The sequence below is a fragment of the Pseudomonas sp. Ag1 genome (assembly GCF_000278565.1).
Taxonomy (GTDB): domain Bacteria; phylum Pseudomonadota; class Gammaproteobacteria; order Pseudomonadales; family Pseudomonadaceae; genus Aquipseudomonas.
Map to the genome: position 1 here is coordinate 1 of NZ_AKVH01000082.1, position 23,957 is coordinate 23,957.

Annotated in this window: 25 protein-coding genes; 14 read left to right on the forward strand and 11 right to left on the reverse strand. The window is 62.1% G+C overall.

The genetic code is table 11. The features are described 5' to 3' along the window. Positions 1-213: 213 nt before the first annotated feature. The 6 genes from fmdA to A462_RS24530 are packed head-to-tail and all read left to right on the forward strand — an operon-like array spanning position 214 to position 5,804. Positions 214-1,443 carry a formamidase gene (fmdA, locus tag A462_RS24555; protein WP_008432726.1) on the forward strand — a complete coding sequence of 410 codons (1,230 nt, stop codon included), beginning with the start codon at positions 214-216 and terminating at the stop codon, positions 1,441-1,443. 2 nt (positions 1,444-1,445) lie between these two features. Next, the gene (locus A462_RS24550; RefSeq protein WP_008432727.1) at positions 1,446-1,793 is read left to right on the forward strand and encodes an FmdB family zinc ribbon protein; all 348 of its coding nucleotides are present in this window, start codon (positions 1,446-1,448) and stop codon (positions 1,791-1,793) included. 15 nt (positions 1,794-1,808) lie between these two features. Beyond that, positions 1,809-2,852 (forward strand): aliphatic amidase, encoded by a 1,044-nt coding sequence (locus A462_RS24545; RefSeq protein WP_003218599.1) that lies wholly within the window; start codon positions 1,809-1,811, stop codon positions 2,850-2,852. A gap of 3 nt (positions 2,853-2,855) precedes the next feature. Continuing rightward, the gene (locus tag A462_RS24540) at positions 2,856-3,812 is read left to right on the forward strand and encodes an AAA family ATPase (protein WP_008432728.1); all 957 of its coding nucleotides are present in this window, start codon (positions 2,856-2,858) and stop codon (positions 3,810-3,812) included. A gap of 50 nt (positions 3,813-3,862) precedes the next feature. After that, on the forward strand, positions 3,863-4,426 hold the full coding sequence (locus tag A462_RS24535) for a DUF2239 family protein (protein WP_008432729.1): 564 nt from the start codon (positions 3,863-3,865) through the stop codon (positions 4,424-4,426). 22 nt (positions 4,427-4,448) lie between these two features. Further along, the gene (locus A462_RS24530; protein ID WP_008432730.1) at positions 4,449-5,804 is read left to right on the forward strand and encodes an MATE family efflux transporter; all 1,356 of its coding nucleotides are present in this window, start codon (positions 4,449-4,451) and stop codon (positions 5,802-5,804) included. A gap of 124 nt (positions 5,805-5,928) precedes the next feature. Here the strand turns inward: A462_RS24530 and A462_RS24525 are convergent, their stop codons facing one another. The 3 genes from A462_RS24525 to A462_RS24515 form a co-directional block, all read right to left on the reverse strand. Further along, a complete protein-coding gene (locus tag A462_RS24525; RefSeq protein WP_008432732.1) occupies positions 5,929-6,390 on the reverse strand; it encodes a DUF4440 domain-containing protein in 462 nt (153 codons plus the stop codon). A gap of 72 nt (positions 6,391-6,462) precedes the next feature. After that, a complete protein-coding gene (locus A462_RS24520) occupies positions 6,463-7,434 on the reverse strand; it encodes a GlxA family transcriptional regulator (RefSeq protein ID WP_008432734.1) in 972 nt (323 codons plus the stop codon). Between the two features lie 165 nt (positions 7,435-7,599). Further along, on the reverse strand, positions 7,600-8,379 hold the full coding sequence (locus A462_RS24515; RefSeq protein ID WP_008432735.1) for an AraC family transcriptional regulator: 780 nt from the start codon (positions 8,377-8,379) through the stop codon (positions 7,600-7,602). Between the two features lie 115 nt (positions 8,380-8,494). Here A462_RS24515 and A462_RS24510 point away from each other — a divergent pair, with 115 nt between their 5' ends. Beyond that, positions 8,495-9,379, forward strand: a complete 885-nt coding sequence (locus tag A462_RS24510) for an amino acid metabolite efflux pump (RefSeq protein ID WP_008432736.1) — start codon at positions 8,495-8,497, stop codon at positions 9,377-9,379. Here A462_RS24510 and A462_RS24505 read toward each other — a convergent pair. Further along, positions 9,357-9,914 (reverse strand): GNAT family N-acetyltransferase, encoded by a 558-nt coding sequence (locus A462_RS24505; protein WP_008432737.1) that lies wholly within the window; start codon positions 9,912-9,914, stop codon positions 9,357-9,359. The genes A462_RS24510 and A462_RS24505 overlap by 23 nt on opposite strands. A 147-nt stretch (positions 9,915-10,061) precedes the next feature. Here A462_RS24505 and A462_RS24500 point away from each other — a divergent pair, with 147 nt between their 5' ends. The 6 genes from A462_RS24500 to A462_RS24475 all read left to right on the forward strand — a co-directional run bounded on the left by A462_RS24500 (position 10,062) and on the right by A462_RS24475 (position 16,806). After that, positions 10,062-10,562, forward strand: coding sequence for a sigma-70 family RNA polymerase sigma factor (locus A462_RS24500; protein WP_003219490.1), 501 nt, complete (start codon positions 10,062-10,064; stop codon positions 10,560-10,562). Positions 10,563-10,594: 32 nt separating this feature from the next. Next, positions 10,595-11,569 (forward strand): FecR family protein, encoded by a 975-nt coding sequence (locus A462_RS24495; RefSeq protein WP_008432738.1) that lies wholly within the window; start codon positions 10,595-10,597, stop codon positions 11,567-11,569. A 96-nt stretch (positions 11,570-11,665) separates the two neighbouring features. After that, positions 11,666-14,071 (forward strand): TonB-dependent siderophore receptor, encoded by a 2,406-nt coding sequence (locus A462_RS24490; RefSeq protein ID WP_008432739.1) that lies wholly within the window; start codon positions 11,666-11,668, stop codon positions 14,069-14,071. A 222-nt stretch (positions 14,072-14,293) separates the two neighbouring features. Further along, on the forward strand, positions 14,294-15,265 hold the full coding sequence (locus tag A462_RS24485; RefSeq protein ID WP_008432741.1) for a hypothetical protein: 972 nt from the start codon (positions 14,294-14,296) through the stop codon (positions 15,263-15,265). 84 nt (positions 15,266-15,349) lie between these two features. After that, positions 15,350-15,694 (forward strand): hypothetical protein, encoded by a 345-nt coding sequence (locus A462_RS34820; protein ID WP_238544218.1) that lies wholly within the window; start codon positions 15,350-15,352, stop codon positions 15,692-15,694. Between the two features lie 497 nt (positions 15,695-16,191). Next, positions 16,192-16,806, forward strand: a complete 615-nt coding sequence (locus A462_RS24475; RefSeq protein ID WP_008432744.1) for a hypothetical protein — start codon at positions 16,192-16,194, stop codon at positions 16,804-16,806. Between the two features lie 46 nt (positions 16,807-16,852). Here the strand turns inward: A462_RS24475 and A462_RS24470 are convergent, their stop codons facing one another. Both A462_RS24470 and A462_RS24465 read right to left on the reverse strand, forming a co-directional pair. Then, positions 16,853-18,004, reverse strand: a complete 1,152-nt coding sequence (locus A462_RS24470; protein ID WP_008432746.1) for an MFS transporter — start codon at positions 18,002-18,004, stop codon at positions 16,853-16,855. A 278-nt stretch (positions 18,005-18,282) separates the two neighbouring features. Next, positions 18,283-18,528, reverse strand: coding sequence for a hypothetical protein (locus A462_RS24465; RefSeq protein WP_008432748.1), 246 nt, complete (start codon positions 18,526-18,528; stop codon positions 18,283-18,285). Positions 18,529-18,620: 92 nt separating this feature from the next. On the opposite strand from A462_RS24465, the gene A462_RS24460 reads away from it, so the two are divergent. Continuing rightward, the gene (locus A462_RS24460) at positions 18,621-19,442 is read left to right on the forward strand and encodes an AraC family transcriptional regulator (RefSeq protein WP_032899034.1); all 822 of its coding nucleotides are present in this window, start codon (positions 18,621-18,623) and stop codon (positions 19,440-19,442) included. Here the strand turns inward: A462_RS24460 and A462_RS24455 are convergent. The 5 genes from A462_RS24455 to A462_RS24435 are packed head-to-tail and all read right to left on the reverse strand — an operon-like array spanning position 19,384 to position 23,945. Next, positions 19,384-20,604 carry a sugar MFS transporter gene (locus tag A462_RS24455; protein ID WP_008432753.1) on the reverse strand — a complete coding sequence of 407 codons (1,221 nt, stop codon included), beginning with the start codon at positions 20,602-20,604 and terminating at the stop codon, positions 19,384-19,386. The two genes, A462_RS24460 and A462_RS24455, sit on opposite strands and share 59 nt — an antisense overlap. A 51-nt stretch (positions 20,605-20,655) precedes the next feature. After that, positions 20,656-21,003, reverse strand: coding sequence for an L-rhamnose mutarotase (locus A462_RS24450; RefSeq protein ID WP_008432755.1), 348 nt, complete (start codon positions 21,001-21,003; stop codon positions 20,656-20,658). After that, positions 21,000-21,773, reverse strand: coding sequence for an SDR family oxidoreductase (locus A462_RS24445; protein ID WP_003219518.1), 774 nt, complete (start codon positions 21,771-21,773; stop codon positions 21,000-21,002). The genes A462_RS24450 and A462_RS24445 overlap by 4 nt, the downstream gene beginning before the upstream one ends. Continuing rightward, the gene (locus A462_RS24440; RefSeq protein WP_032899036.1) at positions 21,770-22,630 is read right to left on the reverse strand and encodes an amidohydrolase family protein; all 861 of its coding nucleotides are present in this window, start codon (positions 22,628-22,630) and stop codon (positions 21,770-21,772) included. The genes A462_RS24445 and A462_RS24440 overlap by 4 nt, the downstream gene beginning before the upstream one ends. A 37-nt stretch (positions 22,631-22,667) precedes the next feature. Continuing rightward, a complete protein-coding gene (locus tag A462_RS24435) occupies positions 22,668-23,945 on the reverse strand; it encodes an L-fuconate dehydratase (RefSeq protein ID WP_008432761.1) in 1,278 nt (425 codons plus the stop codon). Positions 23,946-23,957 lie beyond the last annotated feature (12 nt).

Sequence of the window (23,957 nt, forward strand, 5' to 3'; positions counted from 1 at the left end):
GAGGTGCCGAGTGGTGGGGCAAGAGCGTTTTGCTTACTTTTGCGCTTTTCAAAAGTGAGCCGCTGTAAGAGCGGAACCGATATCAGCCATCACCCAAAAAACGGATATGCCCCCCAACCCCAAAGACGCATACGTCATCCAACGTATTCCCCGCCCAACCCCATCCCCGTGAGACTGCTCCCGACAGCCAACCCACCCTCCGGGAGCACCTCGATGACCGACACCCTGATCAAAGTCGACCTCAACCAACCCGTCACCGAAAACGAACAGATCCACAACCGTTGGCACCCGGACATCCCGATGGCTTGCTGGGTCAAACCCGGCGATGACTTCATCCTCGAAACCTACGACTGGACCGCCGGCGCCATCAAGAACAACGACGACGCCAGCGACGTGCGCGACGTCGACCTCTCCACCGTGCATTACCTCTCCGGTCCGGTGGGCGTACACGGCGCCGAACCCGGCGACTTGCTGGTGGTCGACCTGCTCGACATCGGCGCCAAGGCCGACTCCCAGTGGGGCTTCAACGGCTTCTTCTCGCGCCAGAACGGCGGCGGCTTTCTCACCGATCACTTCCCCAGCGCGCAAAAAGCCATCTGGGATTTCAAGGGCATGTTCACCAGCTCCCGGCACATCCCGGGCGTCAATTTTGCGGGCCTGATCCACCCCGGCCTGATCGGCTGCCTGCCCGACCCGGTGATGCTCGCCGACTGGAATCGTCGCGAGCAGGAACTGATCGACACCAACCCGACCCGCGTCCCACCCCTGGCCAACGCCCCGCTGGCCTCCACCGCGCACATGGGCAAACTCAAGGGCTCGGCCCGTGATGATGCCGCCGCCACCGGTGCCCGCACCGTGCCGCCCCGTGAGCATGGCGGCAACTGCGATATCAAGGATTTGTCCCGCGGCTCGAAGATCTATTTCCCGGTGTACGTCAACGGCGCCGGCCTGTCGGTGGGCGACTTGCACTTCAGCCAGGGCGACGGCGAAATCACCTTTTGCGGCGCCATCGAAATGGCCGGCTGGGTGCACATGAAGGTCGAGCTGATCAAGGGCGGCATGGCCAAATACGGGATCAAGAACCCGGTGTTCAAGCCAAGCCCGATCACCCCGAACTACAAGAACTACCTGATCTTCGAAGGCATCTCCGTCGACGAACAGGGCCAGCAGCATTACCTGGACGTCAATGTCGCTTACCGCCAGGCCTGCCTGAATGCGATCAACTACCTGACCAAGTTCGGCTACTCACCGGCCCAGGGTTATGCGTTGCTCGGCTCGGCGCCGGTGCAGGGGCATATCAGCGGCGTGGTGGACATCCCCAACGCCTGCGCGACGTTGTGGCTGCCGACTGAAATCTTCGAGTTCGACATCAACCCCAATGCCAGCGGCCCGACCCAATTCCTCGACGGCAGCATCGACCTGCCCATCGCTCCGGACCTGTAGCCATGCCGACCTACGAATATGCCTGTGAGTCCTGCGGCACCTTCACGATGCTGCGGCCCATGGCCCAGCGTCACGAACCCAGCCAATGTCCGTATTGCGACGGCCCGGGCGGGCAGTTGCTGCTGTCGGCGCCGGCGCTGACCACGCTGTCGGCCAATCAGCGCAAGGCCATAGCCGGTAACGAGCGCAGCGCCCATGCGCCGCAAACCGTCGGCGAATATCAGGCAGCGCGCAAGCACCCGGCGGGCTGCAGTTGCTGTGGCACCAGCAAGCCGGTGGTGCCGAGCAAGGCCAACCCGCTGGGGCTCAAGACCAGGACCGGGCCACGGCCCTGGATGATCAGTCACTGACCGAGGAGATTTGCAATGCGCCATGGCGACATTTCCAGCAGCCCGGATACGGTCGGCGTTGCTGTCGTGAACTACAAGATGCCGCGCCTGCACAGCAAGGCCGAGGTCATCGATAACGCGAAGAAGATTGCCGAGATTATTGTCGGCATGAAGCAGGGTTTGCCCGGCATGGACCTGGTGGTGTTCCCCGAATACAGCACCATGGGGATCATGTACGACCACGACGAGATGATGGCGACCGCTGCGAGTATTCCCGGCGAGGAGACGGCGATTTTCTCCGCGGCCTGTCGCCAGGCCAATACCTGGGGCGTGTTTTCCCTGACCGGTGAACGCCACGAGGAGCACCCGCACAAGGCGCCGTACAACACGCTGGTGCTGATCAATAACCTCGGCGAGATCGTCCAGCGTTACCGCAAATGCATTCCGTGGTGCCCGATCGAGGGCTGGTACCCGGGCGATCGCACCTACGTATGCGACGGGCCCAAGGGCATGAAGGTCAGCCTGATCATCTGCGACGACGGCAACTACCCGGAGATCTGGCGTGACTGTGCGATGAAAGGCGCCGAGCTGATCGTGCGCTGCCAGGGCTATATGTACCCGGCCAAGGAGCAGCAGGTGCAGATGTCCAAGAGCATGGCCTGGGCCAATAACTGCTACGTGGCGGTGGCGAATGCGGCGGGGTTCGACGGGGTGTATTCGTACTTCGGGCACTCGGCGATCATCGGCTTCGATGGCCGTACCCTGGGCGAGTGCGGCGAGGAAGAGATGGGCATTCAGTACGCCCAGCTGTCGGTGTCGCAGATCCGCGATGCACGGGCCAACGACCAGTCGCAGAACCATCTGTTCAAGCTGCTGCACCGTGGCTACACCGGCATGCATGCCTCGGGCGATGGGGACAAGGGCGTGGCGGATTGCCCATTCGAGTTCTATCGCACCTGGGTGCTGGACGCGCAAAAGGCCCAAGAGAATGTCGAGGCCTTCACCCGCAGCACCGTCGGTGTCGCCGAATGCCCGGTGGGGCAGTTGCCCCATGGCGGTAAAGAAAAAACGGCGGGTTGAGGCATGCGGTTTACTTTTGAACCGGCCCAGGTCATGGCCTTGCTGCGCAGCCGTATCGTTGGCCAGGACGCAGCCCTGGCCCAAATGGAAGGGTTGCTCAAGGTGGTCAAGGCCGATATCGGTGAGCGTGAGCGGCCGTTGAGCGTCAACCTGTTCATGGGGCCTACCGGGGTCGGCAAGACGGAAATCGTCCGGCTGCTGGCGCAGGCGTTGCACGGGCGTGCCGACGGGTTCTGCCGTATCGACATGCACACCCTGGCCCAGGAGCATTATGCCGCCGCACTCACCGGTGCACCGCCGGGTTATGTCGGCAGCAAGGAGGGCATCAGCCTGTTCAACAGCGAACTGATCCAGGGTAGCTACAGCCGCCCTGGTATCGTGCTGTTCGACGAGTTGGAGAAAGCCAGCCAGGAAGTGGTGCGCAGCCTGCTGGGCATCCTTGAAAACGGCCAGCTGACGCTGGCGGGCGGCGCTCGTACGCTGGACTTTCGCAACAGCCTGATCTTCATGACCAGCAATATCGGCGCCCAGCAGGCGCGTCGGCACCGGCAACGCTTTGCCCCGTTGCGCTGGTGGGGGCGCGGTGAAGCGGGGGTGTTGGAGGACGCCTTGCACCGCCACTTCGAACCGGAATTTCTCAATCGCATCGATCGTATCCTGATGTTCGAGCCCATCGACCATCAGTGGCTTGAGGCGCTGCTCAAGGTGGAACTCGGCAAACTCAATCAACGCCTGGCGGCGCAGCACCGATCATTGGTGCTGGATGAATCGGCACGTGCCTGGCTGTGCCGCGACCATGACGTAGGGTTCGGCGCCCGCGCCTTGGGCCGCCGATTGCGGGTGGAGCTGGAGCCGGCGATTGCCGAATGCGTATTGCGCGACCCGGGTGTGGGCCCCATGGGCGCGACTGTCGACAGTGATCGTTTGGTGGTTTCGCAACAAGCGGCTTGCATTCAATAAATTTCAGACTAATATGATCCGGGTAAAACAAAATAATCCGGGTAAAAGTCATGAGCGCATCACACTGCACCGCCTTCCTTGGCCACCAACGCGTGGCTGCCGGCTCTTATGCCGACGTCGCCAAAAACCTGAAAAGCCTCGACCTGGCGACGGGCAGCTTGCTGGTGTTTGATGACGCTAGCGGTGTTCAAGTCGACTATCCCTGGCCCGCCGGTTACGCACCGCAGCAACCGACCGTCGCGGTGACGGAGGCCGACGTGCCGGCGTCACCTACTGTAGGCCGTCCGAAGCTGGGGGTGGTCGCCCGTGAAGTGACCTTGCTGCCGAGGCACTGGGAGTGGCTGGGACAACAACGCGGCGGCGCCTCGGCGGCCTTGCGCCGGTTGGTGGACGAAGCGCGCAACGCCCATGCCGAGCACGATGAGCGGCGCCAGGCGAAGGAGTCCAGCTATCGTTTCATGAGCGCCATCGGCGGCGACCTGCCAGGTTTTGAAGAAGCCTCGCGGGCGTTGTTTGCCCAGGACGGCGCGGAATTTTCCAACAAGATCGCGCACTGGCCGGTGGATGTGAAGTTGTACCTGGCCTGGTTGTCACGCAACGCTTTCCCTGCCTAATTGCATTGAGATCCGAACCTTCATGGAAGTCACCCAGCAACGACCGTTGTGGCAGATCTACCTGATCTTTCTGGCACCCATGGTGCTGTCCAATTTCCTCCAGAGCTTTTCCGGCACGCTGAACGGGATCTATGTCGGGCAGATGCTCGGCACCCAGGCGTTGGCGGCGGTGTCGGGGATGTTCCCCATCGTGTTTTTCTTTATCGCCCTGGTGATCGGCCTGGGGGCGGGTGCTTCGGTGCTGATCGGCCAGGCGTGGGGCGCGCAGGAAACCTCGATGGTCAAGTCGATCACCGGCGCCACCCTGACCCTCGGCGCCCTGATCGGGGTGATCGCGGCGGTGCTGGGCAGCGTGTTTGCGCGCCCGGCAATGCAGGCCCTGGGCACACCGGTGGATGTGCTGGATGACGCGGTGGGTTATGCGCAGATGATGATGCTGATCATGCCGCTGTTGCTGGTGTTCATCCTGTTCACCCAACTGCTGCGGGGCGTGAGTGACACGGTGTCGCCCTTATTGGCGCTGATGGTGTCGACCACCGTGGGCCTGGTGCTGACCCCTGCGCTGATCAAGGGCTGGCTGGGCCTGCCGCCGATGGGTATCCAGAGCGCGGTGGTGGCGGGGTTGGTGGGTAATGCCCTGGCGATGACGTTCCTGGTGCTGCGCCTGCGCCATAAAAACCACGTGATGGCGCCGGATCGCCAGTTGATGGCGGCGCTGCGGCTGGATCGGGTGATCCTGGGCAAGGTCCTGCGTATCGGGTTGCCCACCGGGTTGCAGATGGTGGTGCTGTCGTTGTCGGAGCTGGTGATTCTGGCGCTGGTCAACAGCCATGGTTCCCAGGCGACGGCGGCGTATGGGGCGGTGACGCAGATCGTCAACTATGTGCAGTTTCCGGCGTTGTCGATTGCGATCACGGCGTCGATTCTGGGGGCGCAGGCGATCGGGGCGGGGCGCCTGGAGCGGATCGGGCCGATCCTGCGTACGGGGATTTTGATCAACCTGTGCCTGACGGGTGGGTTGATAGTGCTGGGGTATGTGTTGTCGCACTGGCTGTTGGGGTTGTTCATTACCGACGTGGATGCGCGGGTCAAGGCCGAGCACCTGCTGCATATCATGCTCTGGAGCATCCTGGTGTTCGGTTTCCAGGCCTTGGTGGGCGGGATCATGCGGGCCAGCGGGGTGGTGCTGGTGCCGGTGGGGATCTCGATCGTTTGCGTGTTGGGGGTAGAGTTGCCGGTGGCGTATCTGCTGAATGCGCGGTTTGGGCTGGAAGGGGTGTGGATGGCGTTTCCGGTGACGTATCTGGCGATGTTGGGGTTGCAGACGGCGTATTACCGGTTGGTTTGGCGGCATAAGCAGATCAAGCGGTTGGTGTGAGTGTGTGGGGTGGCGCGGGTACCTATTCGTCATATAGGTACCGGCCATCCAGGACTATCAGATTGATGACGCAACGCTAAGACGCGTAAGCGTTTGCGCCAAGGTCTCGTTTTCGGACATCGGCTTATTTGAAGTTGGTATCGGCGATCGGCATGATGCTCGCTACACGCCAGCCATCCTTGCCCATGACCAGCGTCTGGCTGATCAGGAAGGTGCTGTCGGTAGGTGTTTCACCGGCGTGGCTACGGGTGAAGGTGATCGGCACCATCAGTTGCGCAACGTTATCGGCCACCAGCACCACGCTGAAGTGGCTCATGTCGGGCTTAAGTTGCCAGGCGCCCTGGTAGTACACCTTGAGCTTGCTGACCACCGCATCCGGCCCCCAGTTTTCGCCACCTCGGGCGTACCAGAGCATTTTTGGCGAGTCCCAGAGCATTGCCTTGATCTGGGTGAGGTCGTGGGCGTTTTGAGCGGCGACAAACCGGGTGAAGAAGGCGCGAGCGTCATCCTCTTTGGCTGCGGCGAAGCTTGTGGTGGCGCTAAGCAGGCTGAGCAAGGCGCCGAAGGCCAGGGCATAAGGTTTCATGGAGTTCCTCGGGAATCGGGTTGAGTGACCTGAGGTTTAGCCTAGGCTCGGGCAGGGCGAAGCAAAGGCCATTTAACCCTCGTTTCTGGACATTCCCGATGCCGCCGTTTCCGACCGGCTTCTTGCCGTGCGCCGCATCACCTGCGGCGGTTTGCCGAATTCGCGGATAAATGCCCTTCGCATGCGTTCGCTGTCGCCAAAGCCGGTCTGGCGGGCAATGCCTTCGATAGGATGACGGCCGTCCTGGATCAGCACCAAGGCTGTTTCGATCCGCAGCTTTTCAATGGCTTTGGCTGGGGATACGCCGGTCTGTGCTCGAAACGCCCTGCTGAATTGGCGCAGGCTTAAATGGGCTGCTTCGGCCAGTTCGTCGAGGCTCAGGCTGCGATGCAGGTTATTGCGCGCATAGGCTATGGCAGTCTGGATACGGTCGGTCTTCTGTTCCATGTCCAGCAGTGCCGAGGACTGTGGCTGCCCCCCGGCACGGCGGTTTTGCAGGATGAAGGTTTTCGATACCGCCCGCGCTACCGTCGCGCCAAGATCGGCTTCGACCATCGCCAGGGCTTGGTCGATGCCAGCGGTCATGCCGGCGCTTGTCCATAGCGAACCGTCGACGATAAACAAACGCTCCTCTTCCAGCCGCACCTTGGGGTAGCGTTTGCGGAATTCTGCCGCGAAAAACCAGTGGGTGGTCGCTCGCATACCGTCAAGCAAACCGGCTTGGGCCAGGAAGAAGGTTCCGGAGCAGGTGGCGGCCAGGCGTCGGCTATTTCTGGCAGCCTGACGCAGGTAATCCAGCAAGCCGGGCGTGAATTCGCGGTCATTGCCGCCACCGATGATCACCGTGTCGAATGCAGTCTTGCCGAAGGCTTCAGTCTGCACCACCACGCCGAGTGAACTGCGTACCGGCCCGCCGTGCTCCGAGATCAGACGTACGTCGTAATGGGTTTTACCCAATGCATTATTGGCACTCTCGAAAACTGACAGTGCAGAGAAACTCATGACGCCGAAACCGGAAAAGGTGATGAAACCAATGCGTTGCATGAGGCGCTCCAAAACCGTCTGATCTGTCAATCAAGGTGACAGACAGATTACCTGAAGCGGATTTTTTCCCGTAGTACCGCGTCGGTAAAGTCATTGACGCCGTTACCGCAGCAACGGGTAAATACCCCGGACCAATCCATCCACAAATCCCCCCACCGGTCTCAATCAGCGTCGCAACTCGTTGCTGAAATAACGACTCGGCACCTCACCCAACACACGCTTGAACACCGTCGCAAACGCACTCGGGCTGCTATACCCCAAATCCAGCGCCACCCTGGTCACCGGTTCCCCATTGCCCAGCCGCACAATCCCCGCCAGCAGGCAGGCTTGCTGGCGCCACTGCAGGTAACTGATACCCGTGGCTTGACGAAACTGCCGGGTAAACGTCCGGCGGCTCATCCCCGCGCCGAAGGCCATGGCATCAATGCTGACCTCCAACGAAGGCCCAGCCAGAAACTCTTCGCAGGCCTTCGCCAATCGAGGCTCGGCCGGCAACGGCGCACACAGCGGCAGCACCGGCATCCGGGCGATCTCGTGCAGCAGCAAGCCCATCAAATAGCTGTCGCGGCCACCCATCGCGTAACGCGCAGGTACCTCGACGGCCTTCTCCAGCAACTGCCCAAGCAGCGGCGACACATCCAGCACCTGGCACTGTTGCGGCAACTCCAGCCGCCGCGCCGCCTGCGGGCGAATGTAGGTGTTGAGCATCGTCACCGGCCCGCGCATCAGCATTGCGTGGGACACATGCGGCGGCACCCAGATCGCGCGGCGGGGCGGCACCACCCAGTTACCGGTGGCGCTGTAGACGGTAATGACACCCTGGCTGGCATAGGCCAACTGGCCTCGCGGGTGCGCGTGGGCGGGGAACAGCTCGCCGTCGGCATAGTCGATGGCGGTCACGACCACGTCGCGCGGGGTGTTTTCGTAGGGATGAATATCGGGCATGGCCTGATTCTAGCCTTTGTTGACCCACAATCGCAGGCGGGCCATCGCGGTTTACGAAAAAATCTGTCGGATGCACGGCCTCCTGTCGTGCCACCGAGTCAATGGACCCGTCACGATGAAGCAAAAACACCTGTTACTGGCCGTCCTGGTGACGGCTGTGTGGGGACTCAATTTCCCCATTACCAAACTCGGCCTGGCCGAGATCAACCCGCTGTTGCTGACGGCCCTGCGGTTCACCCTGGCGGCGTTGCCCTGGGTGTTCCTGGTGCGCCGGCCCCAGGTCGCGGTGAAGTGGCTGGCGGCCTATGGCTTGATATTCGGGGTGGCGATGTGGGCCTTGATCAACCTCGGGATCGCCATGGGCGTGCCGCCCGGCAGCGCGTCGTTGCTGATCCAGTTCAGCGCATTTTTCACCATGGGCTGGGGCGTGCTGCTGTTTCGTGAAAGCCTGTCCGTGCCGCAATTGATCAGCGTGGCGCTGGCGGCCATGGGCCTGGTGGGCATGCTGTTGAGTGTGCAGGGCACGGCCACGATGCTGGGGTTTGCCTTGGTGCTGTTCAGCGCGTTGGCCTGGAGCATCGGCAATATCATCATCAAGGTCTCCGGGGTGCGGGAGATCTTTGCCTTCGTAGTCTGGGCCAGCCTGTTTGCGCCGTTGCCGCTGGTGCTGTTGACGTGGCTGCTGGATGGCTCGCAAGCCTTTATCGCTTTGCCTGCTCAACTGAACGGCGTGGCGTTGTTCTCGCTGGCGTTCCAGGTGTATGGCGCGACGCACTTTTGTTACTGGGGCTGGAACCTGCTGTTGCGCGAGTACCCGGTTGCCCGGGTGGCGCCCCTGTCACTGCTGATCCCGGTGTTCGGCATCGTCAGCTCAATGCTGATCCTGGGTGAGCGCCCCGGGGTTTCGCAGTGGCAGGCCATGGGCTTGATCCTCTTGGCCCTGATCGTCGGCCTGAAGAAGGGGCGCCCGTTGTGGGTCAGGCAGGACGGTCACGCTTGAGCAGGCCATACAGCGCGCTGTCCGAGATCTCGTCGCCGACCACCCAGCGCTCGCGCAGCAAGCCTTCGCGGACGAAACCCAGGCGCTCAAGCAGCTTCGCGGAGCCCAGGTTGCGTGGGTCAATGTCGGCTTCAAGGCGGCGCAGCCCGGCGGTGTTGAACCCATGGTCGATCACGGCGCGGGCGGCTTCGCTCATGTAGCCCTTGCCCCAATGCTGGCGGCCCAGGGTAAAGCCGATTTCAGCGCGGCGGCATTGCTCGTCGACATTGAACAGGTCGCAACTGCCGATCACCTCGCCGGTGGCCAGCAACTCCACCATGCACACCAGGTCTTCACCGGCAATCGATGCCTCCATCAATTGGCCGAAGCGTTCAACGGCTTGCTCGGCGCGGGTCATGGTGGGAAAGGAAAAGTAGCGCATGGCCTCGGGGTCGGACCAAATGGCAAACAGCGCGCGCCAGTCATCCTGATGGGGAGGGCGCAGGCCCAGGCGTTCGGTGGTGAGAAGTACGGGGGCGAAAAAGGGCAGGGTCATAAGGTGCTCGTCCGTGAAAGTCACGGGCGAATGCTGCCGGGATTGGGCGGGTTGTACAAGGGTCGAGGAAAGAGGACGACGGCAAGCAATTGCTCCACTTAATAGGAAGCATTACTATTCACACCCCGCCTCCCCAGTGCTTCCTTGATGACTCCTCAGCCGCCCCGCAGAACAGGCTTTTTCGAGCACTACGAAGAGTTGATCGGGACCTGGACGCGCCGCCTGAGAAACCGTCAGCAGGCCGAAGACCTGGCCCACGACACTTTTGTGCGGGTGCTTGAATCCAGCGCCACCAAGGTTGAGCAACCTCGCGCCTATCTGCATCAAACGGCGCGCAATATCGCCGTTGACGCCTATCGCCGCGAGGACCGGCGGGAGGCGATGGCCCTGGAAGCCTTTGATCAGAGTTCGCCCCACAGTGGCGACCCGGAGCATTTCATGCACGCGATCCAGCTGGCGGATTCCATCGAGCGAGCCCTGGCCGAGCTGCCGCTCAATTGCCGCAAGATTTTCATCTGGCAGAAAATCGAGGGCCTGACCCAGCAGGAAATCGCCGAACGCCTGGGCCTGTCTAAAAACATGGTGGAAAAGTATATGATCCGCACCCTGCGGCATCTACGTGACCGCCTGGATGCGATGGCACCATGACCAATGCCCGCTTTGAAACAGGATCTTCCATGATGGATACCCGTGAGTGTGCCTGCGGCAGTGCGACGGCCCGCGACGAGGCGGCGCAATGGTTTGTGCGTGTGCAGGACAGCCCATTGAGCGCAGAAGAACGCGAGCGTTTTGATGCCTGGCGTGCAGAGCATGCCGAGCACCAGTACGAATTTGATGTGCTGCAAGGTTTGTGGAGTGCCACCGACCTGGTGCCCAAGGCGCGCTTGCAGGCGTTGTGCGATGCCCCGCAACCGCGCGCGAAGCGCCGGCCCGTGCTGCGTTATGCAGTGGCTGCAAGTGTGCTGGCGGTGGCCCTGGGCCTGGGGTTGTTCAGTGGCCTGGATCATCCGGCGACGTACAACGCCGAGTTCCGCACTGCGTTGGGGGAGCGCCGGCAGGTGGCGTTGCCCGACGGCTCACTGATGGACTTGAACAGCCGCAGCGTGGTGGCCGTGCACTATGTAAAAGGCCAGCGCGGCATCGAGCTCAAGCAGGGCGAGGCCATGTTCAGCGTCGAGCACGACACCAGCCGGCCCTTCGTGGTGGACGCCGGGGCAGGGCAGGTGACGGTCACCGGTACGCGTTTCGACGTGCGCCGCGATGACGACCAGACCCGCGTGGTGGTCGAGGCCGGTACGGTCAAAGTGCAAGGGCGCTCATCCGATGACATCGTGATGCTCACGGCCGGTCGGGGCACCCATGTGGATACCCGGGGCCAGGTGGCGGCTGCCTACGCCGTCAACCCTGAAGAGCTCACGGCCTGGCGCACCGGCAAGCTGGTGTTCAACAACGCCACTCTCGGCGAAGTGGCTCGGGAGGTCTCACGTTACCGCGAGCAACCTTTGCGGGTCAGCGCGCCCGCGGTGAGCAACCTGCGCTTGACCAGCGTGTTCAAATCCACCGACACCGACGCCTTGCTCAAGGCCTTGCCGCACATTCTTCCGGTGGCCTTGCGCACCTTGCCGGACGGTAGCCAGGAAATAATTTCGCGATAGATTCAGGTTTTTTTCGAGTTCTTCGTCTTCTTGTGCAACTGCAACTGGTTTGCATTAACAGCCGCACTCTCTTGCGATCACAGGACTACGTTCGACGTGAAAAAACTCGCCATGAAAAACAATAAATCATCCCGCTGGGCACCCCTCGCCCTGGCGCTGGCCGTCAGCGCCGCACTGCCGGCGGCCTATGCTGACGATGGCATTCATATCCAGGCCCAGTCCCTGGGTTCGGCCTTGAGCCAATTGGGTCAGCAGACGTCGCTGCAAGTGTTCTTCAGCCCCGACATGGTGGCCGGCAAACAAGCCCCGGCCGTCGACGGCAACCTGTCGCCCGAACAAGCGCTGCGCCAGTTGCTGCAGGGCAGCGGCCTGGATTACCAGATCGATGCGGGCTCCGTGACCCTGCGCCCGCTGGGCAAGGGCACCGGCGAAGCCGGTTCGCCGCTGGAGTTGGGTGCCACCGACATCAAGGTGGTTGGCGACTGGCTCGGCGACGCGAATGCCCAAGTGGTGCAGAACCACCCGGGCGCGCGCACCGTGGTGCGCCGTGAAGCCATGGTGGAGCAGGGCGCGATGAACGTCGGTGACGTGCTGCGGCGCATTCCCGGGGTGCAGGTACAGGAGGCCAACGGCACCGGTGGCAGTGATATTTCCCTCAACGTCGGGGTACGCGGCCTGACCTCGCGTCTGTCGCCACGCTCCACGGTATTGATCGACGGCGTACCGGCAGCGTTTGCACCCTACGGCCAGCCGCAGTTGTCGATGGCGCCGATTTCCTCCGGCAACCTCGACAGCATCGACGTGGTGCGTGGCGCAGGCTCCGTACGTTATGGACCACAGAACGTCGGCGGCGTGATCAACTTCGTCACCCGGGCCATCCCGGAAAAATTCTCCGGCGAAGTCGGCACCACCCTGGAAACCGCGGCCCACGGCGGCTGGAAACACATTGAAAACGCCTTCATCGGCGGCACCGCCGACAACGGTATCGGTGCTGCGTTGCTGTATTCCGGGACCAAGGGCGATGGTTACCGCGACCGCAACAACTCCAACGACATCGACGACGTGATCTTCAAGACCCACTGGGCGCCGACCGATCAAGACGATTTCTCGCTGAATTTCCACTACTACGACGCCAGCGCCGACATGCCCGGCGGCCTGACCCAGAAGCAGTACGACGCCAACCCGTATCAATCGGTACGTGACTGGGACAACTTCAATGGCCGGCGCAAGGATATGTCCTTCAAGTACATCCGGCAGATCGACGACCGCACCCAGGCTGAAGTGCTGACCTACTACTCCGACAGTTTCCGCGGCAGCAACATCGCCAACCGCGACCTGAAGACCCTGGGTTCCTACCCGCGCACCTACTACACCTTCGGCATCGAGCCGCGTGTGTCCCATGTATTTGACCTGGGGCCGAGCACCCAGGAAGTCAGCGTCGGTTATCGCTACCTCAAGGAAGGCATGCACGAGCAGGCCACCAGCCTGGCGCTGGTCAACAACGTGCCGACGCCCGTGGGCCAGAGTGACGGCCACGTGTACCAGGACCGTACCGGTGGCACCGAGGCCAACTCGTTCTATATCGACAACAAGATTGATATCGGCAAATGGACCGTCACCCCGGGCATTCGCTTTGAGCAGATTCGCACCGAATGGCACGACCGTCCGGTGGTAGGCCTCAATGGCGCCACGGTTCAGGAGAAGCGCCGCGAGATCCACAACAACGAACCGTTGCCGGCCCTGAGCGTGATGTACCACGTCTCCGATGCCTGGAAGCTGTTCGCCAACTACGAAACCTCCTTCGGCAGCCTGCAATACTTCCAACTGGGCCAGGGCGGTAACGGCGACCAGACCGCGAACGGCCTGAACCCGGAAAAAGCCAAGACCTACGAAATCGGTACCCGCTACAACGACAACGTCTGGGGCGGCGAAGTGACGTTGTTCTACATCGACTTCTCGGACGAGTTGCAATACGTCAGCAACGATGTGGGCTGGACCAACCTCGGCGCTACCAGGCACGAGGGCATCGAAGCGTCGGCCCATTACGACCTGTCGAACCTCGACCCGCGCCTGGACGGCCTGACCGCCAACGCCGGCTTCACCTACACCAGGGCCACCTCCGAAGGCGACGTTGCCTTCAAGGGCCGCGACTTGCCGCTGTACTCCCGTGAAGTGGCCACCCTGGGGCTGCGTTACGACATCAACCACTGGACCCACAACCTGGACGTCTATGCCCAGTCCGGCCAGCGTGCGCCGGGCACCGGTACCACCTACATCACCCAGCCGACTGCTGATGGCCAGTACGGGGATATTCCCGGCTACGTCTCGGTCAACGTGCGCAGCGGTTATGACTTCGGTGCGCAACTGTCGAACCTGAAGCTGGGCGTCGGGGTAAAAAACGTGTTCAACCAGGAACACTACACCCGCTCCAGCGACAACAACTCCGGGATCTACCTGGGTGAACCGCGCACGTTCTTCGTGCAGGCCAGCGTGGGCTTCTGATGCGTGCCTGATCCCAGGTATCGACAGTGACGAGGGGGCGCAAGCCCCCTCGCCATAGCCCTTCTTCCTACTCTTTTTCTAACGATTTTCTGCGTCCGCAGGAACTGAATCCGACAGGTCTACCACACAAGGAGGTGCCCACTTTCCATGGGATACCTTGTATCGCCGAGGTGTCTTTGAGCCGGGAGTGAATCGTGTCAATACGCCGAACTGGAGATGCCTATGTCGGTAACCTTATCCAACTCAACTGTTGCCAACCCCTCTGATAACGCCGCGCAGCCGCATACTGATGCCGCCACATCGACGCAGTCACGCTCACGCTCCGGGCAGGGGTCGATCCACATCAGCTTCAACGTGCCACAGAATGGGATCGGCCCGGGATATTCGAATTGGACGACGACGCAGAGCACGATGGATCCCCATGGTGCCGCCAACAACTCATTCCGGGCGTCCTATGCAAACTCGTTCCTGGGCGGGCTGATTGGACAGCTTCAGGACTTTCTGCACAAGCTGTTCAATCCGTTCCGGCCTCACCCCGGTTATGGTCGTCCTGACCCTTCCATTCCACTCAGGCCTCTTCCCGGACACTGCCGTCCGACCCCCTGCAAGCCTGACCCGGGATACGGTCGCCCGGACCCACACTTTTCGAGGCAAACCCCCGATCAACTGGGGAACCTCCTCAAGAACAAATTTGATGCGTTCACGGTGCCGGGCCAGCCCTTCATCACAAAACAAAGCCTGGAGGAGATGGCGGGCAGACGGTTGACCAACGACCAGGACCGTAATGAGAACATTCTGTTGGCCCGGGAACTGCTGCGACGCCCAGACGTAATACAAGCCTTTGACCGAGCCGGCAGGACCGGTGATCTGGATGGTCGAATCTCCCGGCGGGACCTCAACGCCGTGCTCGACTCCGGCAACGCCTTGAAGTACAAGACCGACAAACAGCTCGCCGAACAGATGTTGAAGGACTTCGACGCCCTGAAGGGTATCTGGAGCCGCTCCATCAGTATCAAAGATTTGAAAAAATTGGCCGCATCGTCGTCGAGCGACCCAAAGCAACAGCGGCTCATCGAGTTGGCCAAGGAAGTCACTCAGCGCTCAAGCCTGTTAACGCTGATGGACTCTCTTGACCGGTATGACGGCAAGATCGGCAGAGCCGCCCTGCGCCACCTCTCTCTGAACTTGTTTTAGCTCGATCACGCCGCGACCCTCTCGCGGCGTGATGACCTGCCTTGCTCAATCCGCTGCTTTCAAACTCTCAGCCAGGGCTCAGACATGGCTACACCTTCGTGTGGATCGCAAAATCCTGGCTATCAGCCAGCCTGTCTTGCGCCGACGGGCAGCGATACCCTGCAACCGCCCCCCGTTGCCGCACCGGGCAAACGGTGCGAAGAGGGCGCCGAAGCCCGGCGAGTGAAGAACTTCACCGGGCAGCACACATTCCAGGCCCCGGCGGCTGACGACTTCATCAAAGGCATGTTGCCGCACGGGCAGTTGCCTGCCTCCCACGCGCCTGGGTTACGCCCGTTGCGCGCGGTGATGGGCGCTATGGTCGCAGCGATCAAAGACCTTTGGCAGGAGACAAAACCGACCTCGCCAGGGTCTCGAAAAGCCGACTGATTCTTCGGTTTTTACATGTTGTCATTGGAACGCTGCTCTATCTCGGAACCATTGCCACCGGCACACCACACACCTTTGGCCTGTTTTCACCTGAGCGATACGGCGATTGCCGGGATGATGACCAGGTCAATGTGGAACCGGAAAATGGTGGAGATGAATCATGACAATCAACGGCGGGTCGGTCTGCCAGCACCTCGGTGCTACACCCTGTATTGCCCCGGCACTGGACGGCGGTACACGGGCAATTCACGCCGCTTCAAGTGAACCCGGTGAGGCTGCGCGAAAGCACAGCCATCAATCCGGCGGGGCGCCTGTCCGCTCATCAGGCTATCGGCCTCCTTTGCGGGGGGAGAGTCACTGCAGGAGTCTGCTGCAACACCTGGGGCTTCAGAACGAAGTGGCCAGCCGCCTCCGCGGGCCCAATCCCTACATTCGTTTGCCGGACAGCGATTTGGTGAGCGCGGCGAACGCCCAATTTGCCATGCTGAAAAAACTCCATGAGAACTGACGGACTGAAGCTGTCTTCACTGCAACGAATCGCCAGTAAAAAGCTCGGTGCCAGCCGAGAGGCCGACAGCGCTATCCTGCTTGCCAAGGCGATCATCCAGCGTCCGCGCCTGATCGATGCGATCCTCGACCAGGACGGCTACATCACCCGCGAAAGCCTGGCACAGGCCGAGAACGTCGTGTTCGGCAACAGCGATCCCAGTGCCTTCAGCCCGGACCCTTTCCACACAAAAAACAATGCCGATCTCGTCCGTCTGTTCAAGGAAATGTTCACCGAGTTACGGGACCGGTCGCGGGACCGCATGGGGTTTTTCGAGCAGATCTGCTACGTCAATATCGAGGTGCTGGCGATGATGAGCAAAGACCCGGATGAGCTCGACAGCCATGGCCAAGTTGTACTGGACCCGGCCACGGGGCTACCGAAGAAGAAATACGACGAACAGCAGGTGTATATGGCGAAAAACCTTGTGGACCGGCCGGGCTTGTTGCGGTCGCTGGAAAACACCGCCGACAGCGGTCGGCGAATTTTCGGCAGCCATCACCAGGCGGGCTGGCTCAGCAACAAAACCCTTGATCGCTGGCTGGAACTCCAGAAAGCCAAATGACCCCGGGTTGACGCCTCAATGTACGAGGCGTGATGGGGCTGGGTGGTCAGACCCGCAGTATTTTCCCGCTGATCGCCACACCGATCAGCAGTACGGCAATCAGCACAAAGGCAGTGCTCAAGCTGCTGCCATGGGCGATGAAGCCGATCACCGCAGGGCCGGCGAGAATGCCGGTGTAGCCCAGGGTGGTGATGGCGGGCACGGCAATGTGTTCCGGCATGACGGTCTGCTTGCCGACGGCGGTGTACAGCACCGGTACGATGTTCGAACACCCGGCACCGACCAATGCATACCCCAGCAGGGCGGTTTCCCACGCAGGTAATAGCGTCGCCAACAGCATGCCGCCGGCGGCGAGCGCGCCGCCGAATACAATCACCCGGGTTGCGCCCAGGCGGCGAACTATCCTGTCGCCGGTAAGGCGCCCGACGGTCATGGTCAAGGCAAAGGCTGCGTAGCCAAGGCCCGCATAGGCCTCGTCAAGGCCGCGCTCGGCGCTCAGGAACACCGCGCTCCAGTCCAGCACGGCGCCTTCGGCAAGAAACACGATGCAGCACAGGCAGCCGATAAACAGCACCACGCCGTGGGGCACGGCAAAGGCCGGCCCGGAGCTTTCACTGCCGTAAGGCAGCAGGTGTGGCCCGGCCTTGAGCAAGGCCACTACGATGACGACGATCACGGCGAGGGTGGCCTGCAACGGCGACCAGCCCAACCCCAGCAGCCCGCTGACACCTGCCGCTCCGACGATCCCGCCCAGGCTGAACAGCCCGTGGAAGCCCGACATCATGGTCTTGCCGCTGGCCCGTTCGACCATCACCGCTTGCAGGTTGACCGTGGAGTCCACCGTGCCCAGGCCGGCACCAAACACAAACAGCGCGGCCATCAGCAACGGAATCGAGGTGACGGTGGCCAGCATCGGCAGGCCCAGGCAGATCAGGAGGGTGCCGCCGGTGGCCACTCGCCGGATACCGTAGCGCGACGCCAGGGCCCCGGCGACCGGCATCGCGATCATCGAGCCCACCCCCAGGCACAACAGCAAAAGGCCGAGGGTGCCCTCATTGAGTTGGGCGCGGGCCTTGGCATAAGGCACCAGTGGTGCCCAGGCGGCGATGCCGAAGCCGGCGATGAAAAACGCGATGCGGGTCGACATTTGTTCCAGCCGCCCGGGTACCACGGGCGCTGGGGTGCTGATGGCGGTCATGAAAAATCCTTGGTTTTGCGTTCAACGAACGATGTGCAGCGCAACATCCTTGCACATCAGGCCGTATCGAGCGAGCCGGGTTCCCTTGGCATGCCTGAACACAGGGCCAAACATTTTTTCCAGGATCATGGAACGCGACGGGCCTTTCCAACCACTATCAGTTCGTAGGACAAGTAACCACTTGAGGTGCGAGGTGGCCTGGAAGGTGCGTAATCCCCGCGAGAACTGGTGAACCCCGGGCTTCCAGCGACGGATTACCACCTTCCAGGCCGATCCTCTCACTTCAGCAGCCGCGCCAGTTTGCCATCCCGCACCTGCAACACTTCAAACAAGCCCAGGGCCTGCAGGGCGGGGAGGGCTTGCAGGATGTCCTGTTCGGCCAGCAAGCGCTGCTCGTCCGGGGTGGCCGGATCGCACCAGGTTCTGGCGTTGGCGAGGAATGCGCCCACCGTGCCCTTGCGCACGGTCACGCCATTGAATTGGCCTTGGTCGAGATGGTCGGGAAGTACGTCTTCTGCACGCATGGCGGAGCCCTCAATGAATGAATCCGCAGTCTGGGCGTGCGCAAATGGCTACACTGCCTTATCCTGGTCATTCAATACGGTAAAGCTGCCATATGCCGTCAACACTCGTTTCAGCCCAGCTCGCCAATGCGACCGGCGGTCCGTTGCTGGTGGCGACGTTGCGCAGCAGTCCGGTAGCACGCACCACGGCCCTTCATCAGCATGCCCGCGGGCAATTGCTCGGAGCCCAGCGCGGGTTGTTGTCGGTGCAGGCGGCGCACCAGCATTGGGTAGTACCGGCCACCCATGCGGTGTGGATTGCCCCCGATTGTTCCCATGCCTTGCGTTCCCACGGGCCGTTTGATGGCTGGAGTGTGTATGTCGAACCCCAGGCATGTGCAGGGCTGCCCCGACAGACGTGCGTTATCGCCACGTCGGCCTTGTTGCTGGAAGCCGTCAGGCGCGCGGCAACCTGGAGCCAGCTGCTGCTCGAGCCGCCACAGTCACGGATCGCCCAGGTGATCCTTGATGAAATCGCCGGGTTGCCCCAGGAACCATTCGGCTTGCCGCTGCCCCGGGACCCGCGCCTGTTGCGCATCGCCCAGGCGCTGGCCGACAGTCCCGACGACAACCGCCTGCTGGAACACTGGGCGCAGTGGGCCGGTGTCTCGCCGCGCACCCTGGCCCGGCGGTTTATTGCCGAGACCGGGTTCACCTTCAGCCAGTGGCGCCAGCGCGCGCGATTGTTGCGCGCCCTGGAGTTGCTGGCGGCGCATGCACCCGTGACCCGGGTTGCGCTGGACCTGGGTTATGAAAACGTCAGTGCCTTTATTGCGATGTTCCGGCGTACGTTCGGGACGACGCCGGGGCGGTACTTCACGGATGGCGCAAGCGACTACGGGCATACACCGCCACAATCACGAAACACCCCATAGGCAACAGGTAAGCCAGCGCCACTGTGCTGTTGTCCGCCACCTTGCCCATCAAGTAGGGCATCAGGGCGCCGCCGACGATCGCCATGATCATGAACGAACTGCCGCGCTTGGTGTGCGGCCCGAGGTTCTTCACGCCCATGGCGAACAGCGTCGGGAACATGATCGACATGAAGAAGAACACCGCGATCAGCGCGATCACCGAGATACCTTCCAGGCCGATCACCACCAGGCCGCACAACGCGATATTGATCAGCGCATAAATCAGCAGCAGCTTCTGCGCGCTGACCCGGCCCATCAGCCAGGTACTGAAAAAGCGCCCGAACATGAAGGCCAGCATTGCGATCGACAGCAGGTAGGCGGCTTGCTGATTGCCCATCTGTGCCCAATGCTCGGTGACGTAGTTGATGAAAAATGCGCCGACTCCGACCTGGGCCGCCACATAGAAAAACTGCGTGATCACCCCACCGACGAACTCCCGGTGCTGCCACAGACCCTTGCCGGCCGTCGGTTGCAGTGCCTGTTCCTGCGCGCGCAAATCCGGCAGCGGCGTGCGGGCGATCAGCAGCGCCACCAGCAGTACCAGGACCGCGATCACCACGTAGGTGGTCTGCAACGAACTCATGTCCGAGGCCGGTGTGCTGCCGGCGCTGAAGAACATCGCGCCGCCAATCAGCGGGCCGAAGAACTGGCCAAGGCCATTGAATGATTGCGCCAGGTTCAACCGCCGCTCGGCGCCCTGGGGTTCGCCCAGCACCGTGGCATAGGGGTTGGCAGCGGTCTCCAGGCAGCCCAGGCCGCAGGCGATGACAAACAGCGCGAACAGGAAAAACGGAAAGCTCGCCGCCGCAGCCGCCGGCATGAACAGCAGCGCGCCCGTCGCATACAGGCACAGGCCCAGCAGGATCCCGGCCTTGTAGCCGTGGCGGTCCATCAACAACCCGGCCGGCAGGGCAATCAGGAAGTACGCGCCGAAATAGGCGCTTTGCAACAGCCCGGACTGGGCCTTGCTGACGTGCAGGACTTCCTGGAAGTGCTTGTTCAGTACGTCGAGCAAACCGTAGGACAAGCCCCAGAGGAAAAACAGACTGGTCACCAGCATCAGCGCCCAGCGATAGGTCGGCACGGCACGGGTGCCTGGCAGGTGTGTATCTTTGCTTAACATGACGCTTCTCCTGTTGTTTTTATGGGATCAAGGCGTGCGATGCAGCGGGTATCAGGGTTGGTCGGTAAGGCAGAAAATCTGCTCCAGAGGCTGCCATTTGCTGCCGGGGTCAGTCCACGGCGTGGGGGCCTGGAAGCGCCACATCAGGGTTTCCCAGGCTTGCACGTCGGGGTTGGCGCGTGCAGCGTGGTCCAGCCCTTCGAAGCTGAACCCGGCCGCGGTGTCCATGACCATGAACAGCCGCGTGCCCAGGCGCCAGATCTGCATTTCCAGGATTTGCTGGCTGCGCAGATGCTCTGCCACGGCAGGCCAGATGCGTCGATGCAGCTGCTGGTACTCGGCGATCAATGCCGCATCGTCGATCAGGTCCAGCGCCAGGCAGTAACGTTGGCCGCTCATGTCAGCGCCCGGTCGAGGTGGGTGTAGCCTCCATCCACCACCAGCCACTGTCCGGTGGTGTGGGAGGCGCGGGGTGAGAGCAGGAACAGCACGCTGTCGGCAATTTCCTCGGGAGTGGTCATCCGTTTGCCCAAGGGGATTTTTTCGACGATGGCGGCGAGCTTGGCCTCGGGGTTGTCGAAGCCGTCGATCCAGCGTTGATACAGCGGCGTCAGCACCTCGGCGGGCACCACGGCATTGACCCGGATGCCGAACTCCAGCAAGGAGGCGGCCCATTCCCGGGTCAGTGACAGCTGCGCACCTTTTGCGGCGGTATAACCGCTGGTACCGCCCTGGCCGGTGAGGGCCGTCTTGGAGCTGATATTCACGATTGCCCCGCGGCTGGCCTTGAGGGCATCGAGGCACAAGTGGGTCATCAAGTAGTAATGAATCAGGTTCTTTTCCAGGGATTCGACGAACGCTGCACGGCCCGCATCCAGGCCCACGCCGTCGTTGACCCCGGCGTTGTTCACCAGGCCGTCGATGCGTCCGAAACGTCGCAACACTTCGTTGACGGCTGCGCGGCAGGCGTCCTCATCGCGCAACTCGACACGGATGAAGTGGCTTTGACCGTGCTGCTCAAGCTCGGCCGCGAAGGCCGGCGACAACGGTTGATGGCCGAAAATTACCGGGATTGCGCCTTCGGCAATCAATCCCAGGGAAATGGCGGCGCCAATCCCCGAGCCGCCGCCGGTGACGATGATCACGCGGTCCTGCAAATGCAGATTCATGGGCAGTTTCCTTCAAGGTGATAGACCCGCTGGGCCGTGCCGCCCCAGATGGCCTGCTGTTCATCGGGCGACAGTGGGCCGAGGGTCTGTTGCAGCAATTGGCAGGTGCCCTGGTATTCCCCGGCCAGCAGGCACACCGGCCAGTCCGAACCGAACATCAGGCGCTCGGCGCCGAACAATTCCAGCGCCAGTTCGATGTAGGGGCGCAGGGCTCGGGCGTTGCGTTGCTCGGGCCCGGCTTCGGTGAGCAGGCCCGACAGCTTGCAACTGACGTGGGGCAGGGCGGCCAGTGGCGCCAGGTGTTCGGCCCAACCGACGGGGCCGTTGGCGATGTCCGGCTTGCCCAGGTGGTCCAGCACCAGATGATGCCGGTCGTGGCGCTGGCACAGGGCTGTCGCGGCGTCGAGGTCGGCGCAGCGGATCAGCACCTCGTAGACGTAGCCTTGTTGCTGCAGGTGCTGCAGGCCACAGGAGAACCTGGCGTCGGCCATAAAGCTGGCAGGCGAAGGCTCATCCTGAATCTGATGCCGAAAGCCCTTGAGTCCCGGTGCGTCGCGCCACTGTTCCAGGTGCTGTTCCAGGCGTGGGTCGCACAGGTCGACCCAGCCGACGACGCCGAGTATCCATGGGTGCTGCCGCGCCATTTCCAGCAGCGCGTCGGTTTCCTGCTCACCGGCGCGGGCTTGCACGGCAATGCAGCCATCCAGGTCGGCAGCGTCGAGCAACGGCCGCAAGTCCTGTGGGAGAAAGTCCCGCCGCAGGTCAGCCTCAGCCGTACCGATCCACGGATAATCAGCGGCCCGGTAGCGCCAGAAATGCTGGTGCGCATCGAGCCTCAAAGGTGATGGGGACGACATTGTTATTGTGCTCCGTCCATTCAAATTGCGGTTCAGCTCACGGCCGGTGGCGGTATTGCTCCCGGGACGCGGCTTTCATCTGGATCGAAAAGCCCGGCGCCTTCGGCGGCAGATAGGCCGCACCGCGCACCACGCAAGGTTCCTCGAAATGCTCGTGCAAATGGTCGACATACTCGATCACCCGGCCTTCGTGGGTGCCGGCAATGCACAGGTAGTCGATCATCGACAGGTGCTGCACGTACTCGCAAAGCCCGACACCGCCGGCATGCGGGCACACGGGCAGGCCATATTTGGCCGCCATCAGCATCACCGCCAGCACCTCGTTGACCCCGCCCAGGCGGCAGGCGTCAATCTGCACCACGTCGATGGCTTCGCGCATGATCAATTGCTTGAAGATGATCCGGTTCTGGCACATTTCGCCGGTGGCGACCTTGACCGGCGCCACGCCCAGGCGAATCTTGCGATGGCCCTCGATATCGTCGGGGCTGGTGGGTTCCTCGATGAACCACGGCTTGGCAAACGCCAATTCGCGCACCCAATCGATGGCGGTGTCGACTTCCCACACCTGGTTGGCGTCAATCATCAATTGGCGGTCCGGGCCCAATACCTCGCGGGCGATGCGTACGCGCCGCAGGTCATCCTGCAAGTCGTGGCCGACCTTGAGCTTTACGTGGTTGAAGCCGGCATCCACCGCTTCCTGGCACAGCCTGCGCAGCTTTTCGTCGCCGTAACCGAGCCAGCCGGCGGAGGTGGTGTAGCAGGGGTAGCCGTTGGCTTGCAGGTCGGCCAGGCGTTCAGCCTTGCCTTCGGCGCGTTGGCGCAGCAAGGCCAGGGCTTCGCTGGAGGTGATGCAGTCGGTGATGTAGCGGAAATCGATGCAGCGCACCAGCTGTTCCGGGCTCATGTCGGCGACCAGGCGCCACAGGGGTTTGCCTTCGGCCTTGGCCCACAAGTCCCACGCGGCATTGACGATCGCGCCGGTGGCCAGGTGGATTGCGCCCTTGTCCGGGCCGATCCAGCGCAACTGGCTGTCACTGGTGACATGCCGCCAGAAGCGGCCCATGTCTTCGGCGATCCATTCCAGGGTCAAGCCCACCAGCAGCGGCTGCATGGCCTGGATCGCCGCGCAGCAAATCTCGTTGCCACGGCCGATGGTGAAGGTCAGGCCATGGCCTTCAAGGGCCGGGTTGTCGGTCTGCAAAATCACATAGGCGGCCGAGTAGTCCGGGTCCGGGTTCATGGCGTCGGAACCGTCCAGGGACTGGGACGTAGGAAAGCGGATATCTTCGACGCGAATCGCGGTAATGGTAGTCATGAACGGCTCCTA

Coding starts and splice junctions, on each gene's coding strand:
- fmdA (WP_008432726.1), top strand. CDS start 214: ATGACCGACACCCTGATCAAAGTCGACCTCAACCAACCCGTCACCGAA.
- A462_RS24550 (WP_008432727.1), top strand. CDS start 1,446: ATGCCGACCTACGAATATGCCTGTGAGTCCTGCGGCACCTTCACGATG.
- A462_RS24545 (WP_003218599.1), top strand. CDS start 1,809: ATGCGCCATGGCGACATTTCCAGCAGCCCGGATACGGTCGGCGTTGCT.
- A462_RS24540 (WP_008432728.1), top strand. CDS start 2,856: ATGCGGTTTACTTTTGAACCGGCCCAGGTCATGGCCTTGCTGCGCAGC.
- A462_RS24535 (WP_008432729.1), top strand. CDS start 3,863: ATGAGCGCATCACACTGCACCGCCTTCCTTGGCCACCAACGCGTGGCT.
- A462_RS24530 (WP_008432730.1), top strand. CDS start 4,449: ATGGAAGTCACCCAGCAACGACCGTTGTGGCAGATCTACCTGATCTTT.
- A462_RS24525 (WP_008432732.1), bottom strand. CDS start 6,390: ATGAAACCTTATGCCCTGGCCTTCGGCGCCTTGCTCAGCCTGCTTAGC.
- A462_RS24520 (WP_008432734.1), bottom strand. CDS start 7,434: ATGCAACGCATTGGTTTCATCACCTTTTCCGGTTTCGGCGTCATGAGT.
- A462_RS24515 (WP_008432735.1), bottom strand. CDS start 8,379: ATGCCCGATATTCATCCCTACGAAAACACCCCGCGCGACGTGGTCGTG.
- A462_RS24510 (WP_008432736.1), top strand. CDS start 8,495: ATGAAGCAAAAACACCTGTTACTGGCCGTCCTGGTGACGGCTGTGTGG.
- A462_RS24505 (WP_008432737.1), bottom strand. CDS start 9,914: ATGACCCTGCCCTTTTTCGCCCCCGTACTTCTCACCACCGAACGCCTG.
- A462_RS24500 (WP_003219490.1), top strand. CDS start 10,062: ATGACTCCTCAGCCGCCCCGCAGAACAGGCTTTTTCGAGCACTACGAA.
- A462_RS24495 (WP_008432738.1), top strand. CDS start 10,595: ATGGATACCCGTGAGTGTGCCTGCGGCAGTGCGACGGCCCGCGACGAG.
- A462_RS24485 (WP_008432741.1), top strand. CDS start 14,294: ATGTCGGTAACCTTATCCAACTCAACTGTTGCCAACCCCTCTGATAAC.
- A462_RS34820 (WP_238544218.1), top strand. CDS start 15,350: ATGGCTACACCTTCGTGTGGATCGCAAAATCCTGGCTATCAGCCAGCC.
- A462_RS24475 (WP_008432744.1), top strand. CDS start 16,192: ATGAGAACTGACGGACTGAAGCTGTCTTCACTGCAACGAATCGCCAGT.
- A462_RS24470 (WP_008432746.1), bottom strand. CDS start 18,004: ATGACCGCCATCAGCACCCCAGCGCCCGTGGTACCCGGGCGGCTGGAA.
- A462_RS24465 (WP_008432748.1), bottom strand. CDS start 18,528: ATGCGTGCAGAAGACGTACTTCCCGACCATCTCGACCAAGGCCAATTC.
- A462_RS24460 (WP_032899034.1), top strand. CDS start 18,621: ATGCCGTCAACACTCGTTTCAGCCCAGCTCGCCAATGCGACCGGCGGT.
- A462_RS24455 (WP_008432753.1), bottom strand. CDS start 20,604: ATGTTAAGCAAAGATACACACCTGCCAGGCACCCGTGCCGTGCCGACC.
- A462_RS24450 (WP_008432755.1), bottom strand. CDS start 21,003: ATGAGCGGCCAACGTTACTGCCTGGCGCTGGACCTGATCGACGATGCG.
- A462_RS24445 (WP_003219518.1), bottom strand. CDS start 21,773: ATGAATCTGCATTTGCAGGACCGCGTGATCATCGTCACCGGCGGCGGC.
- A462_RS24440 (WP_032899036.1), bottom strand. CDS start 22,630: ATGTCGTCCCCATCACCTTTGAGGCTCGATGCGCACCAGCATTTCTGG.
- A462_RS24435 (WP_008432761.1), bottom strand. CDS start 23,945: ATGACTACCATTACCGCGATTCGCGTCGAAGATATCCGCTTTCCTACG.